The 20,221-nt window shown below is 63.3% G+C and carries 17 protein-coding genes; 4 read left to right on the top strand and 13 right to left on the bottom strand.

All coding sequences use genetic code 11. From position 1 onward, the window contains the following. Window positions 1–197 precede the first annotated feature (197 nt). The 3 genes from AB4O22_RS07870 (at window position 198) to AB4O22_RS07860 (ending at window position 2,955) form a co-directional block, all read left to right on the top strand. A complete protein-coding gene (locus AB4O22_RS07870) occupies window positions 198–1,124 on the top strand; it encodes a 2-hydroxyacid dehydrogenase (RefSeq protein ID WP_223472292.1) in 927 nt (308 codons plus the stop codon). A 224-nt stretch (window positions 1,125–1,348) separates the two neighbouring features. Further along, entirely contained in the window at window positions 1,349–2,206 is an 858-nt protein-coding gene (locus AB4O22_RS07865; protein ID WP_053162922.1) for a GNAT family N-acetyltransferase, read from the top strand. Window positions 2,207–2,247: 41 nt separating this feature from the next. Next, a complete protein-coding gene (locus tag AB4O22_RS07860; protein WP_013693669.1) occupies window positions 2,248–2,955 on the top strand; it encodes a cupin domain-containing protein in 708 nt (235 codons plus the stop codon). Window positions 2,956–3,271: 316 nt separating this feature from the next. Here the strand turns inward: AB4O22_RS07860 and AB4O22_RS07855 are convergent, their stop codons facing one another. The 12 genes from AB4O22_RS07855 to AB4O22_RS07800 form a co-directional block, all read right to left on the bottom strand. Continuing rightward, window positions 3,272–4,351 (bottom strand): tartrate dehydrogenase, encoded by a 1,080-nt coding sequence (locus AB4O22_RS07855; protein WP_038856293.1) that lies wholly within the window; start codon window positions 4,349–4,351, stop codon window positions 3,272–3,274. A gap of 40 nt (window positions 4,352–4,391) precedes the next feature. Next, window positions 4,392–5,849 (bottom strand): NAD-dependent succinate-semialdehyde dehydrogenase, encoded by a 1,458-nt coding sequence (locus AB4O22_RS07850; protein ID WP_003203184.1) that lies wholly within the window; start codon window positions 5,847–5,849, stop codon window positions 4,392–4,394. Between the two features lie 340 nt (window positions 5,850–6,189). Then, window positions 6,190–7,347 carry an acetylornithine deacetylase gene (gene argE, locus AB4O22_RS07845; protein WP_460096090.1) on the bottom strand — a complete coding sequence of 386 codons (1,158 nt, stop codon included), beginning with the start codon at window positions 7,345–7,347 and terminating at the stop codon, window positions 6,190–6,192. Further along, complete coding sequence (locus tag AB4O22_RS07840; RefSeq protein ID WP_460096089.1) at window positions 7,344–8,498, bottom strand: NAD(P)/FAD-dependent oxidoreductase; 1,155 nt, start codon at window positions 8,496–8,498, stop codon at window positions 7,344–7,346. Before AB4O22_RS07840 ends, argE begins: the two co-directional genes overlap by 4 nt. Further along, the gene (locus AB4O22_RS07835) at window positions 8,495–9,886 is read right to left on the bottom strand and encodes an FAD/NAD(P)-dependent oxidoreductase (protein ID WP_460096088.1); all 1,392 of its coding nucleotides are present in this window, start codon (window positions 9,884–9,886) and stop codon (window positions 8,495–8,497) included. Before AB4O22_RS07835 ends, AB4O22_RS07840 begins: the two co-directional genes overlap by 4 nt. Next, window positions 9,868–10,176: a (2Fe-2S)-binding protein gene (locus AB4O22_RS07830; protein ID WP_223523126.1), complete on the bottom strand. Its 309-nt coding sequence runs from the start codon at window positions 10,174–10,176 to the stop codon at window positions 9,868–9,870. Before AB4O22_RS07830 ends, AB4O22_RS07835 begins: the two co-directional genes overlap by 19 nt. Further along, a complete protein-coding gene (locus AB4O22_RS07825) occupies window positions 10,173–12,017 on the bottom strand; it encodes an ABC transporter ATP-binding protein (RefSeq protein ID WP_460096087.1) in 1,845 nt (614 codons plus the stop codon). The genes AB4O22_RS07830 and AB4O22_RS07825 overlap by 4 nt, the downstream gene beginning before the upstream one ends. A gap of 1 nt (window position 12,018) precedes the next feature. Further along, a complete protein-coding gene (locus AB4O22_RS07820; protein ID WP_027912020.1) occupies window positions 12,019–12,894 on the bottom strand; it encodes an ABC transporter permease in 876 nt (291 codons plus the stop codon). Continuing rightward, window positions 12,891–13,847 carry an ABC transporter permease gene (locus tag AB4O22_RS07815; RefSeq protein WP_003203201.1) on the bottom strand — a complete coding sequence of 319 codons (957 nt, stop codon included), beginning with the start codon at window positions 13,845–13,847 and terminating at the stop codon, window positions 12,891–12,893. The genes AB4O22_RS07820 and AB4O22_RS07815 overlap by 4 nt, the downstream gene beginning before the upstream one ends. Window positions 13,848–13,890: 43 nt before the next feature. Then, window positions 13,891–15,534 (bottom strand): ABC transporter substrate-binding protein, encoded by a 1,644-nt coding sequence (locus tag AB4O22_RS07810; RefSeq protein WP_027912019.1) that lies wholly within the window; start codon window positions 15,532–15,534, stop codon window positions 13,891–13,893. A gap of 85 nt (window positions 15,535–15,619) precedes the next feature. Continuing rightward, window positions 15,620–16,894, bottom strand: coding sequence for an NAD(P)/FAD-dependent oxidoreductase (locus tag AB4O22_RS07805; protein WP_027912018.1), 1,275 nt, complete (start codon window positions 16,892–16,894; stop codon window positions 15,620–15,622). A gap of 36 nt (window positions 16,895–16,930) precedes the next feature. Continuing rightward, window positions 16,931–17,599 (bottom strand): haloacid dehalogenase type II, encoded by a 669-nt coding sequence (locus tag AB4O22_RS07800; RefSeq protein WP_003203206.1) that lies wholly within the window; start codon window positions 17,597–17,599, stop codon window positions 16,931–16,933. Window positions 17,600–18,291: 692 nt separating this feature from the next. On the opposite strand from AB4O22_RS07800, the gene AB4O22_RS07795 reads away from it, so the two are divergent. Continuing rightward, window positions 18,292–19,740, top strand: a complete 1,449-nt coding sequence (locus tag AB4O22_RS07795) for an aldehyde dehydrogenase family protein (protein ID WP_460096085.1) — start codon at window positions 18,292–18,294, stop codon at window positions 19,738–19,740. A 5-nt stretch (window positions 19,741–19,745) separates the two neighbouring features. Here AB4O22_RS07795 and AB4O22_RS07790 read toward each other — a convergent pair whose 3' ends face one another. Further along, on the bottom strand, window positions 19,746–20,138 hold the full coding sequence (locus tag AB4O22_RS07790; protein ID WP_223471661.1) for a GFA family protein: 393 nt from the start codon (window positions 20,136–20,138) through the stop codon (window positions 19,746–19,748). Window positions 20,139–20,221: the final 83 nt, after the last annotated feature.

The following is a 20,221-nucleotide window of genomic DNA, read 5'->3' as shown; positions in this document are numbered from 1 at the left end:
GTCGTTGAGAAATTCGGATCGACTGTTTACACCCCGGCAAACAGCAGAATCCTCCAGAGGCATTCCAGCCCCATGGAATCTGCCGCAAGAGGCACCTTGCAACGCAGCGTGATGCTGCTACACCGGCCCTTTCGACAGATCCTGCTCTTGCATTGAGGCATGCTAGGGGCTCCTTGATTTCAGGCGAGAAGTGACCCATGGCCCTGCTCTATAAAGCTGACCCGGTACGCGGCGAACACTGGCGGCGCCTGTTCGCCGAACACGCGCCGGACATCGAATGGCGTGCCTGGCCAGACATCGGCGACCTGCGGGATATCCAGTACCTGGCGGCCTGGCAGGCACCGGACGACATCGAAACGCTGTTGCCGAATCTGCGAGTGCTATTCGCCTTGTCAGCCGGCGTGGATCAACTCGACCTAAGCCGCTTGCCGACGACGCTGCCGGTGGTGCGCTTGCTCGACCCCGGCATTAGCCAAGGCATGTGCGAGTACGCCAGTTTCGCCGTGCTCAGCCTGCACCGGGACATGTTGCGCTATCGCCAGCAACAGGCCGAACGGTGCTGGCGAGCACACCGGCTGGTGCCGGCCGGGCAACGCCGGGTGGGCGTCATGGGCCTGGGTTTGCAGGCACGGCAGATACTTGCCACCTTGAAGACCTTTGGTTTTGCCTTGTCCGGGTGGGCCCGCAGCGAGCATCACATCGAGGGGGTGGCGTGCTTTGCTGGTGAGGAGCAACTGCCGGCCTTTCTCGGTCAATGCGAGATTGTGCTGTGCGTCCTGCCGTTGACCGAACAGACCCGAGGGATCCTCAACCGCCAGCTGTTCCAACACCTGCCCAAGGGCGCAGCGTTGGTCAACATGGGCCGAGGTGGGCACCTGGTGGAAGAGGACCTGCTTGAAGCCCTTGCCGACGGCCAACTCAGCGCCGCGGTGCTGGATGTCCTCGAGCAGGAGCCGGCGCCAGCGGACCATCCCTTCTGGCACCATCCCCACATACTGTTGACCCCGCACATCGCGGCGATGACTCAGCCTGAAAGTGCCTTTGGCGTGTTGCTGGAGAACATCCGCCGGCATCAACGGGGTGAATCGATGCTGGGCCTGGTTGATCGTGAGCGCAGCTATTGAGCCCTGACGGCCTCTGGTTTCGATCTGAACAGCGAAAAAACGACCCGGTATTTACTGCTGGCCAAGCGTCTGATTTGAGCAAGAAATGTGGCCGGCAGGGCCGTTGCTTACGCAAGATACCGAATCGATGTGCCGCCCTTGCCAGGCCCGGTGGCAGGTGAGATACAAAGACTTTCAGCGCACATATCCATCCGATTTCGTCCCTTATTTTATGGTGATCAGCCATGTCCATTTCGCAACGCCCCACGTATTTCTATCGCGCCATGACCGCCACCGACGTGCCTGCGGCCCATGCCTTGTCCGTGCAGTTGAAATGGCCCCATCGCCTGGAAGACTGGGCGATGTTGCAACGCGTCGCCCAGGGGTTTGTCGTGGAAGACCTGGGTCGTTTGATCGGAACGGCGTTCACCTGCGCCCAGGGGGACTACGCCACCATCGGCCTGGTGATTGTCGACGATGAGTACCAGGGCCAGGGAATCGGTCGCAAGCTGATGGAACTGGCAATCGAAGCTTGCGGCTCGCGAACCGCCATCCTCAACGCGACCCTGGCCGGTGCCCCGCTGTATGCCAGTCAGGGGTTCGTTGATTTTGGGCATATCCAGCAGCACCAAGGGCAAGCGCTGGTTCCGGCCCCACTGGAACTGGCCGCCGGCGAGCGCTGCCGCGAGCTGAGCGCAGCCGATCACGCCGAGCTGATCCAACTGGCCAATGCCGGGAGCGGGCTGGAGCGGAGCGTTGTGCTCAATGACCTGTTCGAGGTCGTTGAACATTCAGCGGGTATCGAGCGCGACGGTCACTTGTGCGCCTTCGCCCTGCTGCGCCCCTTCGGCCGTGGCCGCTGCATTGGCCCGGTCATCGCCCAGAACCTGGAACAGGCCCAACACTTGATCGCCGTGCTGCTGGCTCAGGTGCCGGACGCATTCGTTCGCATCGACATCCCTTCAAGCAGCGGCCTGGCCCCTTGGCTGGAAGAGGCCGGGCTCAAGCAGGTCGACACCGTCGCCCAAATGGCACGGGGCACGCCCCCGCAGGCGAGCGGTGCGGTTCGACAATTTGCGCCGGTGACCCAGGCCATTGGCTGAAACCCACACTCCCCTCAACGCTTCCCTGGAGAATCATCTTCATGCTCGAACCCACTGCAGTGCTGTTGGCACACGCCGATGGCAGTCTTGCCTCAACCCCGTTCACCCCGGGCTCGCTGGGCGCCAACGATCCGTTCGACCGACTCATCGCCTATGCCGGGGCGGATGGCATGGCTGCCGGCGTGGTCCGGGCGAATGGGCTGTTCAGCGTCGATGAATACCCCTTCAGTGAGACGCTCGTGGTGCACGCCGGCGCAGTGACGCTGCGCAGCCAGGGGCAGACACTGCAGCTCAAGCCGGGTGAAAGCGCGGTGATCGGTCGGGGCACGGCACTTGAGGTCGAGGCGCAGCCCGGCTCGCTCTGGGCCTTCTGTGCCGAGACCCAACGCATCGAAGCGCACCTTCCCGGGCTGACGGCACTCCCCGCCCACACCCTGCTCTCGCCTTCTGCTGCCCCGGATGACGAGATCCTGCTCAGCCCGCCGCCGCAATGTCGCTCGCACAATCTGTTTGTCGAAGAAGCGAGCAACCTGCGCATCGGTATCTGGGACTCGACGCCCTACACCCGCAAGTCACGACCGCACAAACTGCATGAGCTGATGCACCTGCTCGAAGGCAGCGTCACCTTGCAGGCGGCCGATGGCAGCGACTTGACGGTCAACACCGGCGACACCGTTTTCGTCCCGCTGAATGCACCGTGTGCCTGGAAAAGCAGCGTCTATGTGCGCAAGGTGTACGTCGTCAAGTAATCCGGTGTATGGCAGCACTTGCTCGCGAAGACGGCGGCACAGCCAACATCACCACTAGCTGATCCACCGCTATCGCGAGCAAGCTTTGCTCCCACAACGGGTTGCGGGTGGAGGTGAAATCTGCGGCCAACCGAGAACCCAATGTGGGAGCGAGCTTGCTCGCGAAGGCGGCGGTACATCCAACATCATCGCAAGCTGATCCACCGCTTTCGCGAGCAAGCTCGCTCCCACAAGGGTTTTTGGCGGGTGGCGGCGGATCAGCAAAAAAAAGCCCGCAGTGTGAGCGGGCAAAAGGTGTCGCAGGTTAGATCGAGCCTCAGAGCACGGCGGCGATGGCCCGGCCAACATCCTGGGTCGAACCTTGTCCACCCAGGTCGGGGGTGATGGGGCCTTCGGCGATTACTTGTTCGATGGCCTTGAGAATCCCATCATGGGCCGCGCGGTAGCGTTCATCGCCGTTACCCAGGAAATCGAGCATCAAGGCGCCGGACCAGATCATCGCGATCGGGTTGGCGATGTTCTGCCCATAGATATCCGGCGCCGAACCATGCACCGGTTCGAACAGCGATGGGTAGCGGCGCTCCGGATCGAGGTTGGCCGACGGTGCGATGCCAATGGTGCCGGCACAGGCCGGGCCCAGGTCGGAGAGGATGTCGCCGAACAGGTTCGACGCCACCACCACATCAAACCGGTCCGGCTGCAAAACAAAGCGAGCGCACAGGATGTCGATGTGTTGCTTGTCCCACTTCACATCCGGGTACTGCTCGGCCATCAATGCCGTGCGCTCGTCCCAATACGGCATGCTGATGGAGATGCCGTTGGACTTGGTGGCCGCTGTCAGGCGTTTGCGCGGTCGGGTCTGGGCCAGGTCGAAGGCGAACTTCAGGATGCGGTCGACGCCTCGGCGGGTGAACACCGACTCCTGCAGCACGAACTCATGCTCGGTGCCTTCGAACATCTTGCCGCCGATGGAGGAGTATTCGCCCTCGGTGTTTTCACGGATCACCACGAAGTCGATGTCCCCCGCCTTGCGCCCGGCCAGGGGACACGGCACGCCCGGAAACAGCCGCACCGGGCGGATGTTCACGTACTGGTCGAAGTCGCGGCGGAACTTGAGCAACGAGCCCCACAGGGAAATATGATCCGGCACCTTGTCCGGCCAACCCACGGCGCCGAAGTAGATCGCGTCGAAGCCCTTGAGTTGTTCGAACCAGTCGGAGGGCATCATCTGCCCGTGCTCCAGGTAGTAATCGCAATGGGCCCAATCGAGCACTTCGATGTCCAGCGACAACTGCCACTTTTTCGCGGCTTGCTCCAGTACCCGCAGCCCTTCCGGCAGGACTTCCTTACCGATGCCATCGCCGGCAATCGCAGCGATTCGAAATGGTTTGCTCATCAATCGTGGCTCCCTGGTGTCTGTTCAAATGACGGTCGCATCACAACCCACCGATGTGGAAGGCTTTGACTTCAAGGTACTCGTCCAGGCCGTACTTGCTGCCTTCGCGCCCCAGGCCCGACTGCTTGATGCCGCCGAAGGGCGCGACTTCCATGGAGATAAGCCCGGTATTGAGTCCGACCATGCCGAACTCCAGCGCCTCGCCGAAACGCCATGAGCGGCGCAGGTCCTGGGTGAAGTAATAAGCGCCCAGGCCATAAGGCGTGGCATTGGCCAGGGCCAGGGCCTGCTCTTCAGTAGTAAAGCGCATCAGCGGAGCCACCGGGCCGAAGGTTTCTTCGTTGGCCAGCAACATCCCGGCGTGGGCCTCCCCCAATACCGTTGGCTGGACAAACTGACTGTCGCCCTCGGGGACACCGCCACAGAGCAGACGCGCGCCCTGGCTCAACGCATCGTCGATGTGCCGGGCGACTTTGTTCACCGCAGCGAGGTTGATCAGCGGGCCGATCATCACGTCAGCCTCCAGCCCATTGCCGACCTTGAGCTTGCCCACCTCCTCTACCAGGCGCGCGGCGAAGCGTTCGTAGATACCGTCCTGCACCAGGATGCGGTTGGCGCAGACGCAGGTCTGGCCGGCGTTGCGAAACTTGCTGAGCATGATGCCGGCCACCGCCTGCTCCAGGTCTGCATCGTCAAACACGATGAACGGCGCGTTGCCGCCCAGCTCCAGGCTCAAGCGCTTGATGTGCTCGGCGCTCTGGCGCATCAGCAAGCGCCCGACCGCCGTAGAGCCGGTAAAGGAAATCTTGCGTACCGTCGGGTTGCCGGTCAGCTCTTCGCCGATACCGGCCGGCATGCCCGTCACGACATTGAACACGCCGGCCGGAATCCCGACCCGCTCGGCCAACACCGCCAGGGCCAAGGCCGACAAGGGGGTCAGGTCCGAGGGTTTGACGATGACCGGGCAGCCGGCCGCCAAGGCCGGTGCGCACTTGCGGGTGATCATCGCATTGGGGAAATTCCATGGGGTGATCGCGGCACAGACACCCACCGGCTGCTTGAGCGTAAGCAGGCGTCGGTCGCCGCTGGGCGCCGGGATGGTCTCGCCATAGACCCGACGAGCCTCTTCGGCAAACCATTTGGCGAAACCGGCCCCGTAGCGGATTTCGCCTTTGGCTTCGTTCAACGGCTTGCCCTGTTCACAGGTCATGATCAGCGCGAGGTCGTCGAGGTTGTCCATCATGGCTTGATACCAGCGCTCCAACAGCGCTGCACGCTCCGCCGCCGGACGCGCGCGCCACGCTGGCCAGGCGCGCTCGGCGGCCTCGATGGCACGCCGGGTTTCCACGCCTTGCATCGCCGGTACACGGGCGAGCACCTGACCGGTGGCCGGGTCAATGACGTCAAGGGTGGCGGCGTTGTCGGCGCCGATCCACTGGCCGTCGATGTAAGCGAGTTCTGCCAACAGGCTGGGGTCTTTCAATCGATTCTTGAGCATGGTCGCGTCCTGTTCCGAGGTGATTCCAGTCTAAGGAGATGCCACGGGGCAGGATGCTGAAAGCGGGGTTTGGGCAGTGTTGGATGCTGAAGTTTCGAGGTGGGACGGCAGGCTCTACCGAGGCCCCAGGCTAAGCACCGAACACTGAACACTGAATACTGTGGGAGCAAAGCTTGCTCGCGATGGCGGTGGATCAGGCGACATCGATCAAGACCGTGTCATCGTTCATCGCGAGCAAGCTTTGCTCCCACAGGTGTGCTCCCACAGGTGTGCTCCCACAGGTGTGTTCCCACAGGTGTGTTCCCACAGGAGTGCTCCCACCTTTTGTTTTGTGCAGGGCTTAGATTTTCAGCGAGCCGAGCAACCCTTCCAGAAACCGCTCCCCGGCCTCCATCTGGCTGATCTCGATGAACTCGTCGGGCTTGTGCGCCTGTTCGATCGAGCCTGGGCCACAGACCACCACGGGCACGTCCAGGCGCTGCTTGAACAGGCCGCCTTCGGTGCCGAAGGAGACCTTGGCGGTGCCGGTGTCCAGGGTGGCGAAGTTTTTCAGGAAGCGCACGGCTTCGACGCTCGGATGGGTGTCGAGGCCCGGATAGACGTTGAGGGTTTCGATCTCGATGTCCGCGACGCTGGAGAGCTTTTTCGCCTCGCGCACGATCACCTCGGCGCGCTCGCGCAGTTGCTCCAGGAACAGGTCCAGATCGTCGTCCGGCAAGTTGCGCACTTCGAAATCCAGGGTGCACAGGTTCGGCACGATATTCAGTGCCTTGCCGCCGACAATCTGCCCGACATGCACGGTGCTGTAGGGCACGTCGTAATCCGCATCCTGGGCGCCTTGCTCCTGCAATTGCTGCTGGCTCTGGCGCAACGTCGCGATGAAGTCGCAGGCCACGTGAATCGCATTGACCGAGCGCGGTGCCAGCGATGAGTGCGCTTCCAGGCCGCGACAGTAGGTGCGATAGGAGCCCTTGCCCTTGTGGCCGAGCACGAACTGCATGTTGGTCGGCTCGCCAATCACACACAGAAACGGTCGCACCGGCGCCAGGTGCAGCACATCGAGCAAGCGCCGCACCCCCACGCAACCGATCTCTTCGTCATGGGAAAGCGCCAGTTGCAATGGCCGGTTCAAGGAGTGGTCAGCGGCATCGAGCATGGCGTCGATGGCCAGCGCAATGAAACCTTTCATGTCACAACTGCCACGCCCGTACACCCGTCCATCGCGCACGGTCGCCTGGAACGCCGGAACGGTCCAGGCCTGCCCTGCCGCCGGCACCACGTCGGTGTGGCCGGACAGCAGGACCCCGGGCAACTCACGCGGACCGGTGCTGGCGAACAGGTTGGCCTTCTTGCCGCTCTCATCCCTGACGATCAGCGACTCGATACCCTTGCTCAGCAACAGCTCGCGCACGTACTCGATCAGGGCCAGGTTCGATTCTGAAGAGACCGTTTCAAACGCCAGCAGGCGTTCGAAAATGGCTAACACGCGGGGTTTCATGAGGCCTTGCTCCGTTGCTCGGCGGAAAGGGCGAACCGACGGATGGAAAACGGCTCGATGAAGGTTCGAGTGCTGCCGGTGCTGATCAGTTCAGCCATGACATCGCCAACGCCCGGACCGAGCTGGAAGCCATGGCCGCTGAAGCCGAACGCATAGTACAAGCCATCGACGTTGCCACTGGGGCCCATCACCGGCAGTGAATCGGGCAGGTAGCCTTCGATGCCGCTCCACACGCGGATGATGTTGAGATTGCCGACGCCCGGCAGCAGGCGACGCATCTGGTCCAGTTGGTTGAGGATGCTGCGCGGCTCGACATAGGCCCGGCGGTTGAGCATGTCCGGCTTGCTGCGATAGCCGCCGCCGATGACGATATTGCCCCGGGGAATCTGGCGGAAATAGATCACTTCTTCAGGAATCTTGGTGTACACGCCGATCACCGTCGGCAAGGCATAAGGCACCGGTTCGGTGACGGCCATTTGCGGGCCGTTGGTCTCCAGCGGCACCGGCTCGCCGAACTGCGCCGAGAGCTTCTGGCCCCAGGCGCCTGCGGTAATCAACAGTTGCGCGGCGCTGAACTGACGACCATCGGTGGTGCTGATGCTGAATCCGTCACCGACCTTCTGCACCTCGGCCACCTCGGTGCGTTCCTCGATGCGCGCACCGAGTCGCCGCGCCGCCCGCGCAAAGGCCGGGGCGGCCAGACGCGGGTTGGCGTGACCGTCGTGGGGCGCATAGGAGCCGCCCTTGACGTCCTTGCCGAGAAACGGAAAACGCGCATGCAGCTCGCTGCCGCGATAGATCTGCAAGTCCAGTTGCGCCGCTTCCGGTGCCGCTGCGTAAGCCTCAAGCTCGGGTATTTCATCCTCGCGATAACACACGCGCATGTGCCCGCTGGCGATGAACTCCAGGTCGTCGTCGATCAGCTCCGGCAAGCGTTTCCACAGCGCCCAGGACCGGTTCGCCAGTTCCAGTTGCCCGAGAAAACGCCCCTGGCGCCGCACGTTGCCGAAGTTCACGCCGCTGGCGTACTGCCCGATCTGGTCACGCTCCAGCAGGATCACCGACTGCCCCCGTTGGCGCAGGAAAAACGCTGCCGCCGAACCCATCAGGCCGCCGCCGACAATCACCACATCGGCTTTATTCAGCGTCATGGCGTCACCTCCCGAGTGAGCATCGAAAGTGGTTTCACGGGAGCCTGACCACGCTGGCGCCCCACCTCCTGCACTTGAACACCCGCTGCTGCCGCAATCACTTCGGCCCCGGCCTGGGAGCAATAACGCCCCTGGCAGCGGCCCATGCCGACCCGGCTGAACGCCTTGGCCCGGTTGACTTCACAGGCGCCCTTTTCGCTGACCGTGCGGCGCAGTTCGCCAGCGCTGATCATTTCGCAGCGGCAAACGATGGCCTCGTCCGGCAAGGCCTTGGCTTGTGCCGCTGGCCAGGGAAACGCCTGGGCCAGGCCGAGGCGAAACGCATCCATCACCTTGAGCGCCTGGCGCTGTTCGGCGACGAGTGCGGCGTCCACCGGCTGCTGCAGATCGCTCAACAACGCCAAGGCGACCAGGCGCCCGGCATGCTCGGCTGCATCGGCGCCACGGATCTTCGAACCATCACCGGCGGCGTAGACACCGCTGACCGAGGTCCGCCCCTCCTCGTCCGTGTCCAGCAGCCATTGGCTGGAGACCTCGTCAAAGCGCAGGCGGCAGCCCGCCAGGTCGGCCAGTTGGGTTTCCGGGCGCAAGTGATAACCCAGCGCCACCGCGTCGCACGCCACCGTCAAGGTTTCCCCGCTCGCGCTACGAACCCGCACGCCGCTGACACCGGTGGTCGCCTCGCCCAGAATTTGCAGCGGCGAAATACCCAAGTGCACAGCAATCTTCGCCCGGTACAACTGCGCCAACAGTTTCATGCCGGTGAACAGCAAGCTCGGGCGCGCCATGAGTTTGGGCAAGGCTTTGATGCGCTGGCCCAGCGGCGATGTGTCCAGCACTGCCGCGACGTTGGCGCCGGCCTTGAGGTATTGGCTGGCGACCAGATACAGCAACGGTCCGCTGCCCATGAACACCACGCGGTGGCCGATGGAAACCGCCTGGGCCTTCAAGGCGATCTGCGCGCCGCCGAGGCTGTAGGTACCGCCCAACTGCCAGCCCTCGATGGGCATCAGGCGGTCGGTGGCGCCGGTGCAGAGGATCAGCGCGTCGTAATCCACCGTCGTGTGCTGGCCCTGGCTGACGCAGCACAATTGCCCGGGTGTCAGGTTCCACACCAGGGTGTCCGGACGGTAGTCGATCTGCGGGCGCAAGCGGTCGAAGCTTTCGTGCAGGTCACGGGCCTTGTCCGCCTCGGTGCCGTACAGCGTGGCGTAGCTGCGGGTGAACCCTTCGGGCTGGCGCCGGTAGATCTGCCCGCCATCGCGACGGTTTTCGTCGAGCAGGATCGGCTTGAAGCCCGCCGCGACCAGGGTCTGGGCGCAACGGATGCCGGCCGGTCCGGCGCCGACAATGACGACTCGATGCCTGTTCAGCCGCGCAGTGGCCATATCGCCTCCGGTTGTTGAGTAATGATGTCCAGCCCTTCGCGCACTTCATTGGAGCAAGCTCGCAGGCGCTCGCCGCCGCGGGTCCAGACCCAGCAATCCTGGCAGGCGCCCATCAGGCAGAAACCGGCCCGGCTGCCCGGATCGAATTCCGACTGGCGCAACGCCGGGCCGTGGGTCAGCAATGCGACCATCAAGGTGTCGCCCTGCAACGCCTCGACCGGGACGCCATCCACTTTCAATTTGACGACGGGCCGGCCCTTTTCGGCCAACCTCACGAAACGCGCGTTCATGCGTAGGCTCCCACGATCATGCTGTTTGAATCCTGTTGGCGCTTGAGCAACTCGGCACTGTCGTGATGACAGAGCACCTCGCTGCCGCCGTCGATAATCCGCCGGGGCGGCGCGGTGTGGTTGCACAGGCCGTCGACCCGCGCCAGGCAGCGATTGAGGAAGGTGCACAGCTCCGGCCCCTCCGCGCGCGCGCCCAACGCCGGCAGCGTGCCGCAGGTGGTGGCGCCACAACTTTCCAGCCAACCCTGACGCATCTCCGGTACCGAGTGGATCAGCAGGTCGGTGTAGGGATGGAACGGCGCCTGGGCGAACGATTGCCGGCTACCCTCTTGAACCTTATGGCCGCTGTACATCACCACAATGTCGTCGCACAGCGCCCGCACCGTGGAGATGTCATGGCTGATGAACAAGTAGGACACCCCCAGTTGCTGGCGCAGGTCGCGCAGCAGTTCGAGAATCGCCGCGCCGACCACGGTGTCGAGGGCCGAGGTCACTTCATCGCACAGGATCAGGTCTGGTTTGGCCGCCAGCGCCCGGGCCAGGTTGACCCGCTGTTTCTGTCCGCCGGAGAGTTCGCTCGGGCGGCGCTCGGCCATGTCCCGTGGCAGACGCACCAGGTCGAGCAATTCGCCGATACGCTCACGCAGCGCCGCGCCCTTGAGGCCGAAATACATCTTCAACGGCCGGCTCAGGATGGTGCTGATGCTGTGCATCGGGTTGAGCGCGGTGTCGGCGTTCTGGAACACCATTTGGATGCGCCGGAACTGTTCATCCGTGCGCTCGGACAGGCTGCCGCCCAGCGGCTGACCGTCAAACGTCAGCCCGCCCAGGGCCGGGGTCAACAGCCCGGCCACCACTCGCGCCAGGGTCGATTTGCCCGAGCCTGATTCACCAATCACGCCGATGGCCTGGCCCCTGCGCACGGTCAGGTCGATGTCTTCGAGCACCCGGATCGCCGGCATGCCGTGCTGGTTCTTGTTGCCGTAGCCAGCGGTCAGGCCCTTGATGGTCAGCAGCGGCGTGTCTTCGGCCACACCGTATGGCGGACGAATCGTCGTGTCCGGCCGTGCCGCCGCCAGCAGGCTGCGGGTGTAGACGTGAGCCGGGCCCTTGAGCAGCGGCGCGGTGGCGCTCTGCTCGAAGATCTGCCCGCCGTTGAGCACCACGATCTGGTCGGCCATCTGCGCCACGACGGCCAGGTCGTGGGACACGTAGACCGCCGTCGCGCCACGTTCGCGCACCACCCGCTTGAACGCACGCAGCACGTCGATCTGGGTGGTCACATCGAGGGCTGTGGTCGGCTCATCGAGCACCACCAGCAGCGGATCGCTGATCAGCGCCATGGCCGCCATCACCCGCTGCAGTTGCCCGCCGGACACTTGATGGGGATAACGCTGGCCGATGCGCTCGGGATCCGGCAGCGCCAGGTCGCGGAACAGTTCGATGGCCTTGGCTTCGAGCACGGCACGGCTGCCCAGGCCATGGATCAACGCGCCTTCCACCACTTGGTCGATGAGTTTCTTGGCCGGGTTGAACGCCGCCGCGGCGCTTTGGGCGATGTACGACACCCGATTGCCGCGCAGGCCTTGCAGCTCGCGCTCACTCAAGGCGAGCATGTCGTGCTCGCCAATCTGCACCACCCCACCCGCCAGGCGACAACCGCGCCGGGCATAACCGAGCAGCGCCAGGGCGATGGTGGTCTTGCCCGAACCGGACTCGCCGATCAGCGCCAGCACTTCACCTTTCTCCAGGGAGAAACTCACGCCCTTGACGATCTCCACCTCGCTGCGCTCGCCACAGGCGACCACACGCAGGTTCTCGACTCGGATCAACTGGCTCATATCAATGGCCTCCCGTACGTCGGTTGCGCCGCGAAGACAAGCGGTCGATAAACAGATTGACGCCGATGGTCAGGGTGCCGATGGCCAGGGCTGGAATCACGATGGCCGGCGCGCCCTGGTTGAGGCCGCCGATGTTTTCCCGCACCAGCGAACCCAGGTCGGCATCCGGCGGTTGCACGCCCAGGCCGAGGAAGCTCATGCCGCTGAGCAGCAGGACGATGAAGCCAAAACGCAGGCCCAGGTCGGTCAGCACCGGGTTGAGCATGTTCGGCAGAATTTCCACGCAGGCGATGTACAGCCGGCGTTCGCCACGGGTGCGGGCCACTTGCACGTATTCCAGGGCCTCGATGTTCACCGCCATGCTGCGGGCGATACGAAACGCCCCCGGCATGAAGCTGAGCACCGCCGTGCAGACCAGCAGGGTCACTGATGAGCCGAACGCCGAGACCATGATCAGCGCGAGCATCTTGCTCGGGATCGAAATGAAGGCATCCATCAGGCGGCTGATCAGCTCATCCAGCCACTTCGGCGAAACCACCGACAGCAACGCGCAACTGGTGCCCAGCCCACTGGCCAGCACCGCCGCCACCAACGCCAGGCCAACGGTAAACTGCGCGCCCACCAGAATGCGGCTGAGCATGTCGCGGCCCAGGTAATCGGTGCCCAGCGGATAAGCGGCACTGAGGTTGTCGAAGACATTGTCGGAGACCACTTCCCCCACCGGGTGCGGCGCCAGCCATGGCCCGAAGATAGCCACCAGCAACCAGATCACACACATCGCGGCGCCGATCAGGCCGAGCCAGGGGGTTTTGCGCGACACCTTGCCCAAGGCCAGTTCGGGCGCCGCAGGCGGGGATTTCACAATGAGATTGTTCATTGGTTTCTCAGCCTCGGATTGGACAGGATCGCGCACAGGTCAGCCACCAGCACCAACACCAGGTACGCCGTACAAAACAGCATGGTGCAGGCCTGGACCAACGCCATGTCGCGGTTGGTCACGGCATCGACCATCAAGCTGGCGATGCCGGGATAGTTGAAAATCGTCTCGACGATCACCACCCCACCCAGCAGGTAGGACAGGCTCAGGGCGATGGCATTGGCGATCGGCCCGATGGCATTGGGCAAGGCATGGCGCAGCACCACCCGCACCGGGCTCACGCCTTTGAGGCGGGCCATTTCCACGTAGGGGCTGTCGAGTTGATCGATCACCGCCGCCCGGGTCATGCGCGCCATTTGCGCGACGATGACGCAGCACAGGGTCATCACCGGCAAGGCATAGGTGCGCATGAATTGCAGCGGCGAAGTGATCTCGCTGGAATAGGACAGCGCCGAAAGCCAGCCCAGGTTCACCGCGAAAATCAGCACGGCAAGGGTGGCGACCAGGAACTCCGGCACCGCCACCATCGTCAGGGTGAAGAAGCTCAGGAAGCCGTCGATACGCCCTCCTCGCCCCATCGCCGAGCCGATGCCCAGGATCAACGCTACCGGCACCGACACCAGCGCCGTGGCCGCCGCCAGCATCAGCGTGTTGGGCACCCGGCCAGCCATCAACTCGCTGACCGGCGTGGCGTTGGAGATCGACACGCCCATGTCGCCGCTGAGCAGGCTCATCAACCAGTGCAGGTAGCGCAACACACCCGGTTGGTCCAGGCCCATCTTCACCCGCAGCGCCGCCACTTGCTCAGGCGTGGCGAACTGTCCAAGGGACTGTTGCGCCGCGTCTCCCGGCAACACCGCCGTAATGGCGAACACCACCATCGATACGATCAACAGGGTCACGACCGCAGCGCCCAGGCGCCGGCCGATCAACCAAAGTGTGTTGCTATTCATCGCCCTACCCCTTGTGCCATGTCACGCCGCAAGACAACACGCATCAAGCGTCAAGCCAGACTTGCTCAGCGAACATATAGCCCATGAAACCGCCCAGCGGGTTGGTGCCATAACCCTTGACGCGCTGGTCGACACCATCGATGTTGCTGATGAACACCGGGATGCCGATGCCGCTATGGTCATGCACCAGGGTCTGCATGTCGGCATACATCTGCCCGCGCTTGGTCTCATCGGTTTCACCGCGAGCCTGGATCAGCAACTGGTCGAACTGCGGGTTTTTCCAGCCGGATTCGTTCCACGGTGCCGTGGACTGGAAGAACTGCGAGAACAACATGTCGGCGTTAGGCCGCGGGTTGATGTTGCCGAAGCTCAGCGGGTGCTTGGCCCAGTGGTTGGACCAATAGCCGTCGCTCGGCAGCCGATTGACGTTGAGCTTGAGCCCGGCCTCCTTGGCCGATTGCTGCAGCAGCACGGCAACGTCGACCGAACCGGTGGCGGCCGGCGAGCACATCACCGGCATGCTGATGTTTTCCATGCCGGCCTTCTTCAGCAGGAAACGGGCCTTCTCCGGATCGTAGGTCCGTTGCGGCAGGTCGGCGTTGTAGAAACGAGAGCCGGGCGCAATCGGATGGTCGTTACCGACCCTGGCGAACCCACGGAAGATCGCCGACTTGACCTGTTCGCGGTCCAGCAGCAGTTTCATCGCCTCGGTAAACTCCGGGCTCTGGCCGGGCATCTGGTCTTGGCGAATGATCAGGTCGGTGTAGTTACCCGACGGCGAATCCACCACGCGATGGGTGGTGCTGTCCTTGATGCGCGTGGTCGAGCGCGGGTTGACCTCATTGATGATCTGCACGTCGCCCGACAGCAACGCGTTGACCCGTGACGGTTCGTCACCGATGCCGATGAATTCGATTTCGTCGAGGTACGGCAGGCCAGGCTTCCAGTAGTTGGTGTTGCGCGCACCGATGGAACGCACCCCAGGCTTGAATTCCTTGACCTTGAACGGGCCGGTGCCGATGCCCTGGTTGAAATCGCTGGTGCCCTCGGGGACGATCAACAGGTGGGATACGGCAAGGATCGACGGCAGCTCGGCATTCGGGCCGCTCAGGCGTATCTGCACTTCATGGGTGCCGGTAGCCTTGACCTCGGCAAACTGCTCGGCCAGCGGCAAGACCTTGGAACCGGTGATCGGGTCCTTGTGACGCATCAGGGAAAACACCACGTCGGCGGCGGTGAGGCCCTTGCCGTTGTGGAAGGTCACTTCCTTGCGCAGGGTAATCACCCAGAGCGTGGCGTCGGTGGTGTCCATGCGTTCGGCCAGTTCCAGTTGCGGCACCATGTGGCTGTCGAAACGCGTCAGGCCGTTGTAGAACATGTAATGACGCACGTAGTCCGTGGACGATGAGCCTTTGGCCGGGTCCAGGGTATCGGCGGTGGAGCTGGAGATACCGGCGACGCGGATACGCCCGCCGGGCTTGCCTTTGCCGGGGCTTGCCTGCTCATCGGCAAGCAGCTTGCCGGCGGCACCGAACAGACTGCCGGCACCCGCCGCGGCTACACCGGCCAGCCCGAGCATCTGCAATGCATGGCGGCGCGACATGCCGCGGTTGAGCCCTTCGAAAACACGCAGACTTTCTGTACCGGTGATCAACTGGTCTTTGATGCCGTTTTTATTGTCACTCATGTCAGTTCTACCTTTCGGAAAATGATAGGGCTCGATTACGTGCGTTAACGCAACGTGGTTGAAACGCCAAACAACGCGGTGAAACTCAGTGCAGGTAGTCCTGCAAGCGGTAATACGCGCCGACCAGCGGCAAAAACCAAGGCTTGCCGAAGTGCCCGGGAATGGCCGGCCAATCCAGTTCGCGCCAAGGGTTGGCCTCGACCTTGCCGGCCATGACCTCGGCCATCACCTGCCCCATGTGCACCGACATCTGCACACCGTGGCCGCTGTAGCCCATGGAGTGATAAACCCCGCCATGCTGGCCGGCCCGGGGCAGGCGATCGGAGGTCATGTCCACCAGGCCGCCCCAGCAATAGTCGATCCGGGTGTTCGCCAACTGCGGGAACATCTGCACCATCGCCGCTTGCAGCACCTTGCCGCTCTTGGCGTCGGACACGCTGTCGGACATGGCAAACCGCGCACGACCGCCAAACAGCAAACGGTTGTCCGGGGTCAGGCGAAAGTAGTTACCGATCATGCGGCTGGTGACATAGGAGCGCCGGGCCGGCAGCAGGCTGTCGATCAGCGCCTGGGGCAGGACCTCGGTAGCGACGACGAAGCTGCCCACCGGCACGATTCGCCGCCGATACCAGCCCAGGCCGCCCTGCTGACTGGCGCCGGTCGCCAGCAGGATCTGCGAGGCCTGCAGCGTCCCTTTGCTGGTGTTGACTCGATAACCGCCGGCACTGGTCTTCCAGTCCTGCACCGCCACCCCCTGGAAGATCAACGCACCGTGACGGGCGGCCGCTTCCGCCAGGCCGACGCCGAAACGCCCGACATGCATCTGCACGCCATTGCGCTGCAACAGGCCACCGTGAAACTGCGCCGAATTGACTTCCTCCCGCGTCTCCCGGGCCGACAGCAGCTCGACCTCGGCGTCGACTTCCTTGCGGATCAACTCACAGGTGCGCGCCAACCCTTCGTAGTGCATCGGCTTGGCGGCCAGCTTGAGCTTGCCGTTGCGCTTGAGGTCGCAAGCAATCTGCTCTTGCTCCACCAGCGTCACGACGCTCTGCACGGCGCTTTCATAGGCTTGGTAATACGCCCGAGCCTTGTCGGCGCCGAGGCTGGCGGTGAGTGCCGCGTAATCCTGGGCCACGCCGGTACTGCAATGCCCGCCGTTGCGCCCTGACGCCTCGCCAATCACCCTGCCCGCTTCCAGCACCGCCACGCTGGCCCCCTTCAAGGCCAGGGCCCGCGCCGCCGCGAGGCCGGTGAAGCCGCCACCGACGATGGCGACATCGACCTGCCCGGGCAATCCGCCGAGTTGAGCACCGGTGAACGCCGGTGCGGTGTCGAGCCAATAGGACTCACTGCCCATGTCTAACCCCTTTCGCCTTCAAGCGTGCGTCGAGACTCAGAGCCCGACCAGCGCGGGCAACCCGCCGATGTCCGGGATCTGGTGGTAGCCAAAGGCAGCGTTGGCCGGGTGTTCATGACCGCGGGCGACGAAGGCTTTGTGCTTGATCTTCATGTCGTGGGCCGACATCAGGTCGTAACGGAAGCTCGACGACACATGCAGGACGTCTTCCGGTCCGCAGCCAAGGTTATCGAGCATGAACTCGAAGGCGGCCAGGCGCGGCTTGTAGGCCTGGGCCTGCTGGGCCGTGAAGACTTTATGGAAAGGTGCGCCGAGCTTGTCGACGTTGGACATGATCTGCTCGTCCATCGCGTTGGAAAAAATCACCAGGGGGATCTTGTCGGCGATTTTCGACAGGCCCGCCGGTACATCGGCGTGGGGGCCCCAGGTTGGCACGGCGTCGTAATAGAGCTGGCCTTCGCCACGATATTCGACGCCCCAACGCTTGCAGACCCGCATCAGGGAGGTCTTGATGATTTCATCATAGGGCCGCCAGTCACCCATCACCTGGTCCAGGCGATAAGCGGAGAAGTCCTTGACGAACTGGTCCATCTGCCCGGCGTCGACACGGTCGGCGAACAGCTCGCGGGTCATGGTGCCCATCTGGAAATTGGTCAACGTGCCGTAGCAGTCGAAGGTGATGTACTTGGGTCGAAGAAAGCTCATGAGTGCGGTCCTGGATTGTTGTTGAAGGCTCGACGAGGCGAACGATGGCGCCTTTCGTGAGGCATCGGTGCAACGCTGCATCACGTTTTCATTACAACACCATGAGACCGTGGATAAATCGTTAAAAATACCGGCCGCTTGGTACAAACCACCGTTTTGCGGGGCTCGCTCAGCAGACTTTGCGGGATGCTCCAGGCGTGGGCGTCGTGCCCGTGTTTCTGTGGGTTTGGGGGCATTTATGGTGCGCCAAACGGCTCTGCAAAGAGTTGTTTTCGGCAGAATCTACGCTTGGCGCAGCAGCTTCAGCATCCGCGGTGAATGGGCCGGCGTCATCGCGAGCAGGCTCGCTCCCACAGGGGGATGGTGGTGGACACCGGTTCAAGGAACGCCGCAGATCCATTGTGGGAGCGAGCTTGCTCGCGATAGCGGTGGGTCTACCGGCCCGCGCGCGGTGGTGCCCGTCCCGGCGCCGCAGGATGGGTACTTGATTGAAATCGACGCGTTGTCTTCGAGCCCTAAACGGGTGCCGCCATTTTTTTTGCCCAGTTAACCCGGCAGATACAGCAGATTCTTCTTTGCCAGGCTTGAGAACGGCATATCCCATCCGGGCCGCTTTGTTAGTTTATCGAGAAGAAAACGGCCTCAGGATCTGTCGCCGGCAGTGCTATCACCGCTCTATGGGAGCCCGTTGGATGACCACCCCCTTTTTGAACACCCCGCCTACGTCCCAGCAGTTCTATATCAATGGTGACTGGCAGTCTCCGGCATACCCGGCCACGCTGCCCGTGGTCAATCCCGCTACCGAGCAAGTCATTGCCGAGGTCGCCCGAGGGTCCGGCGAAGACGTTGACCGCGCCGTAGCGGCGGCTCGCGCAGCATTTCCCGGCTGGTCTTCGACTCCGGTGGATACCCGCGTGGCAATCCTGGGAAAGATCCATGGGCTGATCCTTGAACGCAAAGAAGAACTGGCCCAGGTGCTCTCGCTGGAAATGGGCGCGGCCATCGGCTTCGCACGGGCCATGCAAGTGCCGCTGGCCGCCGAACACGTTCGGGTGGCCCGCGATGTGCTGTCCACTTACAACTTCCAGAAGATTGAGCATGGCACGGCCATTCAACGCGAACCCATCGGCGTCTGCGGCCTCATTACGCCGTGGAACTGGCCGCTGTATCAAATCACCGCCAAAGTCGCCCCGGCGATTGCCGCCGGTTGCACGGTGGTGTTGAAACCCAGCGAACTGTCGCCCCTGAGTGCCCTTCTCTTCGCACAATTGGTGCATGACGCTGGCCTGCCTGCCGGCGTCTTCAACCTGGTGAACGGCAGCGGTGCCGAGGTCGGCGCGGCCATGGCGGCGCATCCCGATATCGACTTGATCTCCATCACCGGCTCGAACCGCGCCGGCGCACTGGTGGCCCAGGCCGCCGCCCCTACGGTCAAGCGCGTTACCCAAGAGTTGGGCGGCAAGTCACCGAACGTGCTGTTGCCCGACGCCGACTTCGCCAAGGCCGTGCCGCCGGGCGTGATGTCGGCATTTCGCAACGTCGGCCAATCGTGCAGCGCACCGACCCGAATGATCGTGCCAAGGAACCGCCTGGCGGAAGTCGAGGCGTTGGCTGCTGCCACCGCCGACGCGATCATCGTGGGCGATCCACAATTGGAAGCAACCGTGCTCGGTCCCATCGCCAACGAGGCCCAGTTCAATCGCGTGCAAGCCATGATCGAAGTGGGCATGAATGAAGGTGCCAAGCTTGTCTGCGGCGGCCCAGGACGCCCGGAGGGTCTCGAACAAGGCTTCTACACCCGCCCCACGGTTTTCTCGCAGGTCGACAGCGCCATGCGCATCGCCCAGGAAGAAATCTTCGGTCCGGTGCTGTGCATCATTGCCTATGACACGGTGGATGAAGCCGTCGCCATCGCCAACGACACCGTCTATGGGCTGGGCGCGCATGTCCAGGGCCAGGACCTTGATCTTGCCCGCGCCGTTGCATCGCGTATCCGCTCAGGGCAAGTGCTGTTGAACTACCCGGCGTGGAACCCGATGGCACCGTTCGGTGGCTACAAGCGTTCGGGCAATGGCCGTGAGTATGGGGTTCACGGGTTCGAGGAGTATCTGGAGATCAAGGCGATTGTCGGCTTCGAATGACCGCCCTACTCCTCAGCCCGCCCGGTGCCCTCACGATCGTGCGCGTAATGTCGGGTGAGCGGAAACGCCGGCAGCCATGACTCGCGGCGCACGGTCCAGCTTTCGTAGGTGGGCATCAGTTGATCGGGGGCGTCCAGCGTCCCAAGGTGCACTTCTATTTCGTCACCCGAGCGGGCGAACAGCGACGAGCCGCAGCGGGGGCAGAAAAAGCGCCCGGCGTAATCCCGTGTTTCACCTTCGATCGTCACGGCATCCTGTGGAAACACAGCGGCAGCGTAGAAGAGCGCGCCGTGATGCTTGCGACAGTCGAGGCAGTGACAGAGGCCAACCCGATACGGACGGCCCGAGGCTTGGATACGAACGTTGCCGCACAGGCAACCGCCGGTGAATCGGTCCATGGAGGGCCTCCCTTACAACCGTTTAATAGGCCGTCGAGAACCCGCGAGCGACCGTTATCATTAGAGATCAGCGTAGCGGCTAA

It is taken from the genome of Pseudomonas sp. S3_B11 (assembly GCF_054667715.1).
Note: the sequence above shows the minus strand (reverse complement) of the source record. Positions and strands in the feature narration are given on the sequence as shown.

Excerpts from the sequence above, each read along its gene's own strand:
- AB4O22_RS07870 (WP_223472292.1), top strand. The coding sequence starts at position 198 with ATGGCCCTGCTCTATAAAGCTGACCCGGTACGCGGCGAACACTGGCGG.
- AB4O22_RS07865 (WP_053162922.1), top strand. The coding sequence starts at position 1,349 with ATGTCCATTTCGCAACGCCCCACGTATTTCTATCGCGCCATGACCGCC.
- AB4O22_RS07860 (WP_013693669.1), top strand. The coding sequence starts at position 2,248 with ATGCTCGAACCCACTGCAGTGCTGTTGGCACACGCCGATGGCAGTCTT.
- AB4O22_RS07855 (WP_038856293.1), bottom strand. The coding sequence starts at position 4,351 with ATGAGCAAACCATTTCGAATCGCTGCGATTGCCGGCGATGGCATCGGT.
- AB4O22_RS07850 (WP_003203184.1), bottom strand. The coding sequence starts at position 5,849 with ATGCTCAAGAATCGATTGAAAGACCCCAGCCTGTTGGCAGAACTCGCT.
- argE (WP_460096090.1), bottom strand. The coding sequence starts at position 7,347 with ATGAAACCCCGCGTGTTAGCCATTTTCGAACGCCTGCTGGCGTTTGAA.
- AB4O22_RS07840 (WP_460096089.1), bottom strand. The coding sequence starts at position 8,498 with ATGACGCTGAATAAAGCCGATGTGGTGATTGTCGGCGGCGGCCTGATG.
- AB4O22_RS07835 (WP_460096088.1), bottom strand. The coding sequence starts at position 9,886 with ATGGCCACTGCGCGGCTGAACAGGCATCGAGTCGTCATTGTCGGCGCC.
- AB4O22_RS07830 (WP_223523126.1), bottom strand. The coding sequence starts at position 10,176 with ATGAACGCGCGTTTCGTGAGGTTGGCCGAAAAGGGCCGGCCCGTCGTC.
- AB4O22_RS07825 (WP_460096087.1), bottom strand. The coding sequence starts at position 12,017 with ATGAGCCAGTTGATCCGAGTCGAGAACCTGCGTGTGGTCGCCTGTGGC.
- AB4O22_RS07820 (WP_027912020.1), bottom strand. The coding sequence starts at position 12,894 with ATGAACAATCTCATTGTGAAATCCCCGCCTGCGGCGCCCGAACTGGCC.
- AB4O22_RS07815 (WP_003203201.1), bottom strand. The coding sequence starts at position 13,847 with ATGAATAGCAACACACTTTGGTTGATCGGCCGGCGCCTGGGCGCTGCG.
- AB4O22_RS07810 (WP_027912019.1), bottom strand. The coding sequence starts at position 15,534 with ATGAGTGACAATAAAAACGGCATCAAAGACCAGTTGATCACCGGTACA.
- AB4O22_RS07805 (WP_027912018.1), bottom strand. The coding sequence starts at position 16,894 with ATGGGCAGTGAGTCCTATTGGCTCGACACCGCACCGGCGTTCACCGGT.
- AB4O22_RS07800 (WP_003203206.1), bottom strand. The coding sequence starts at position 17,599 with ATGAGCTTTCTTCGACCCAAGTACATCACCTTCGACTGCTACGGCACG.
- AB4O22_RS07795 (WP_460096085.1), top strand. The coding sequence starts at position 18,292 with ATGACCACCCCCTTTTTGAACACCCCGCCTACGTCCCAGCAGTTCTAT.
- AB4O22_RS07790 (WP_223471661.1), bottom strand. The coding sequence starts at position 20,138 with ATGGACCGATTCACCGGCGGTTGCCTGTGCGGCAACGTTCGTATCCAA.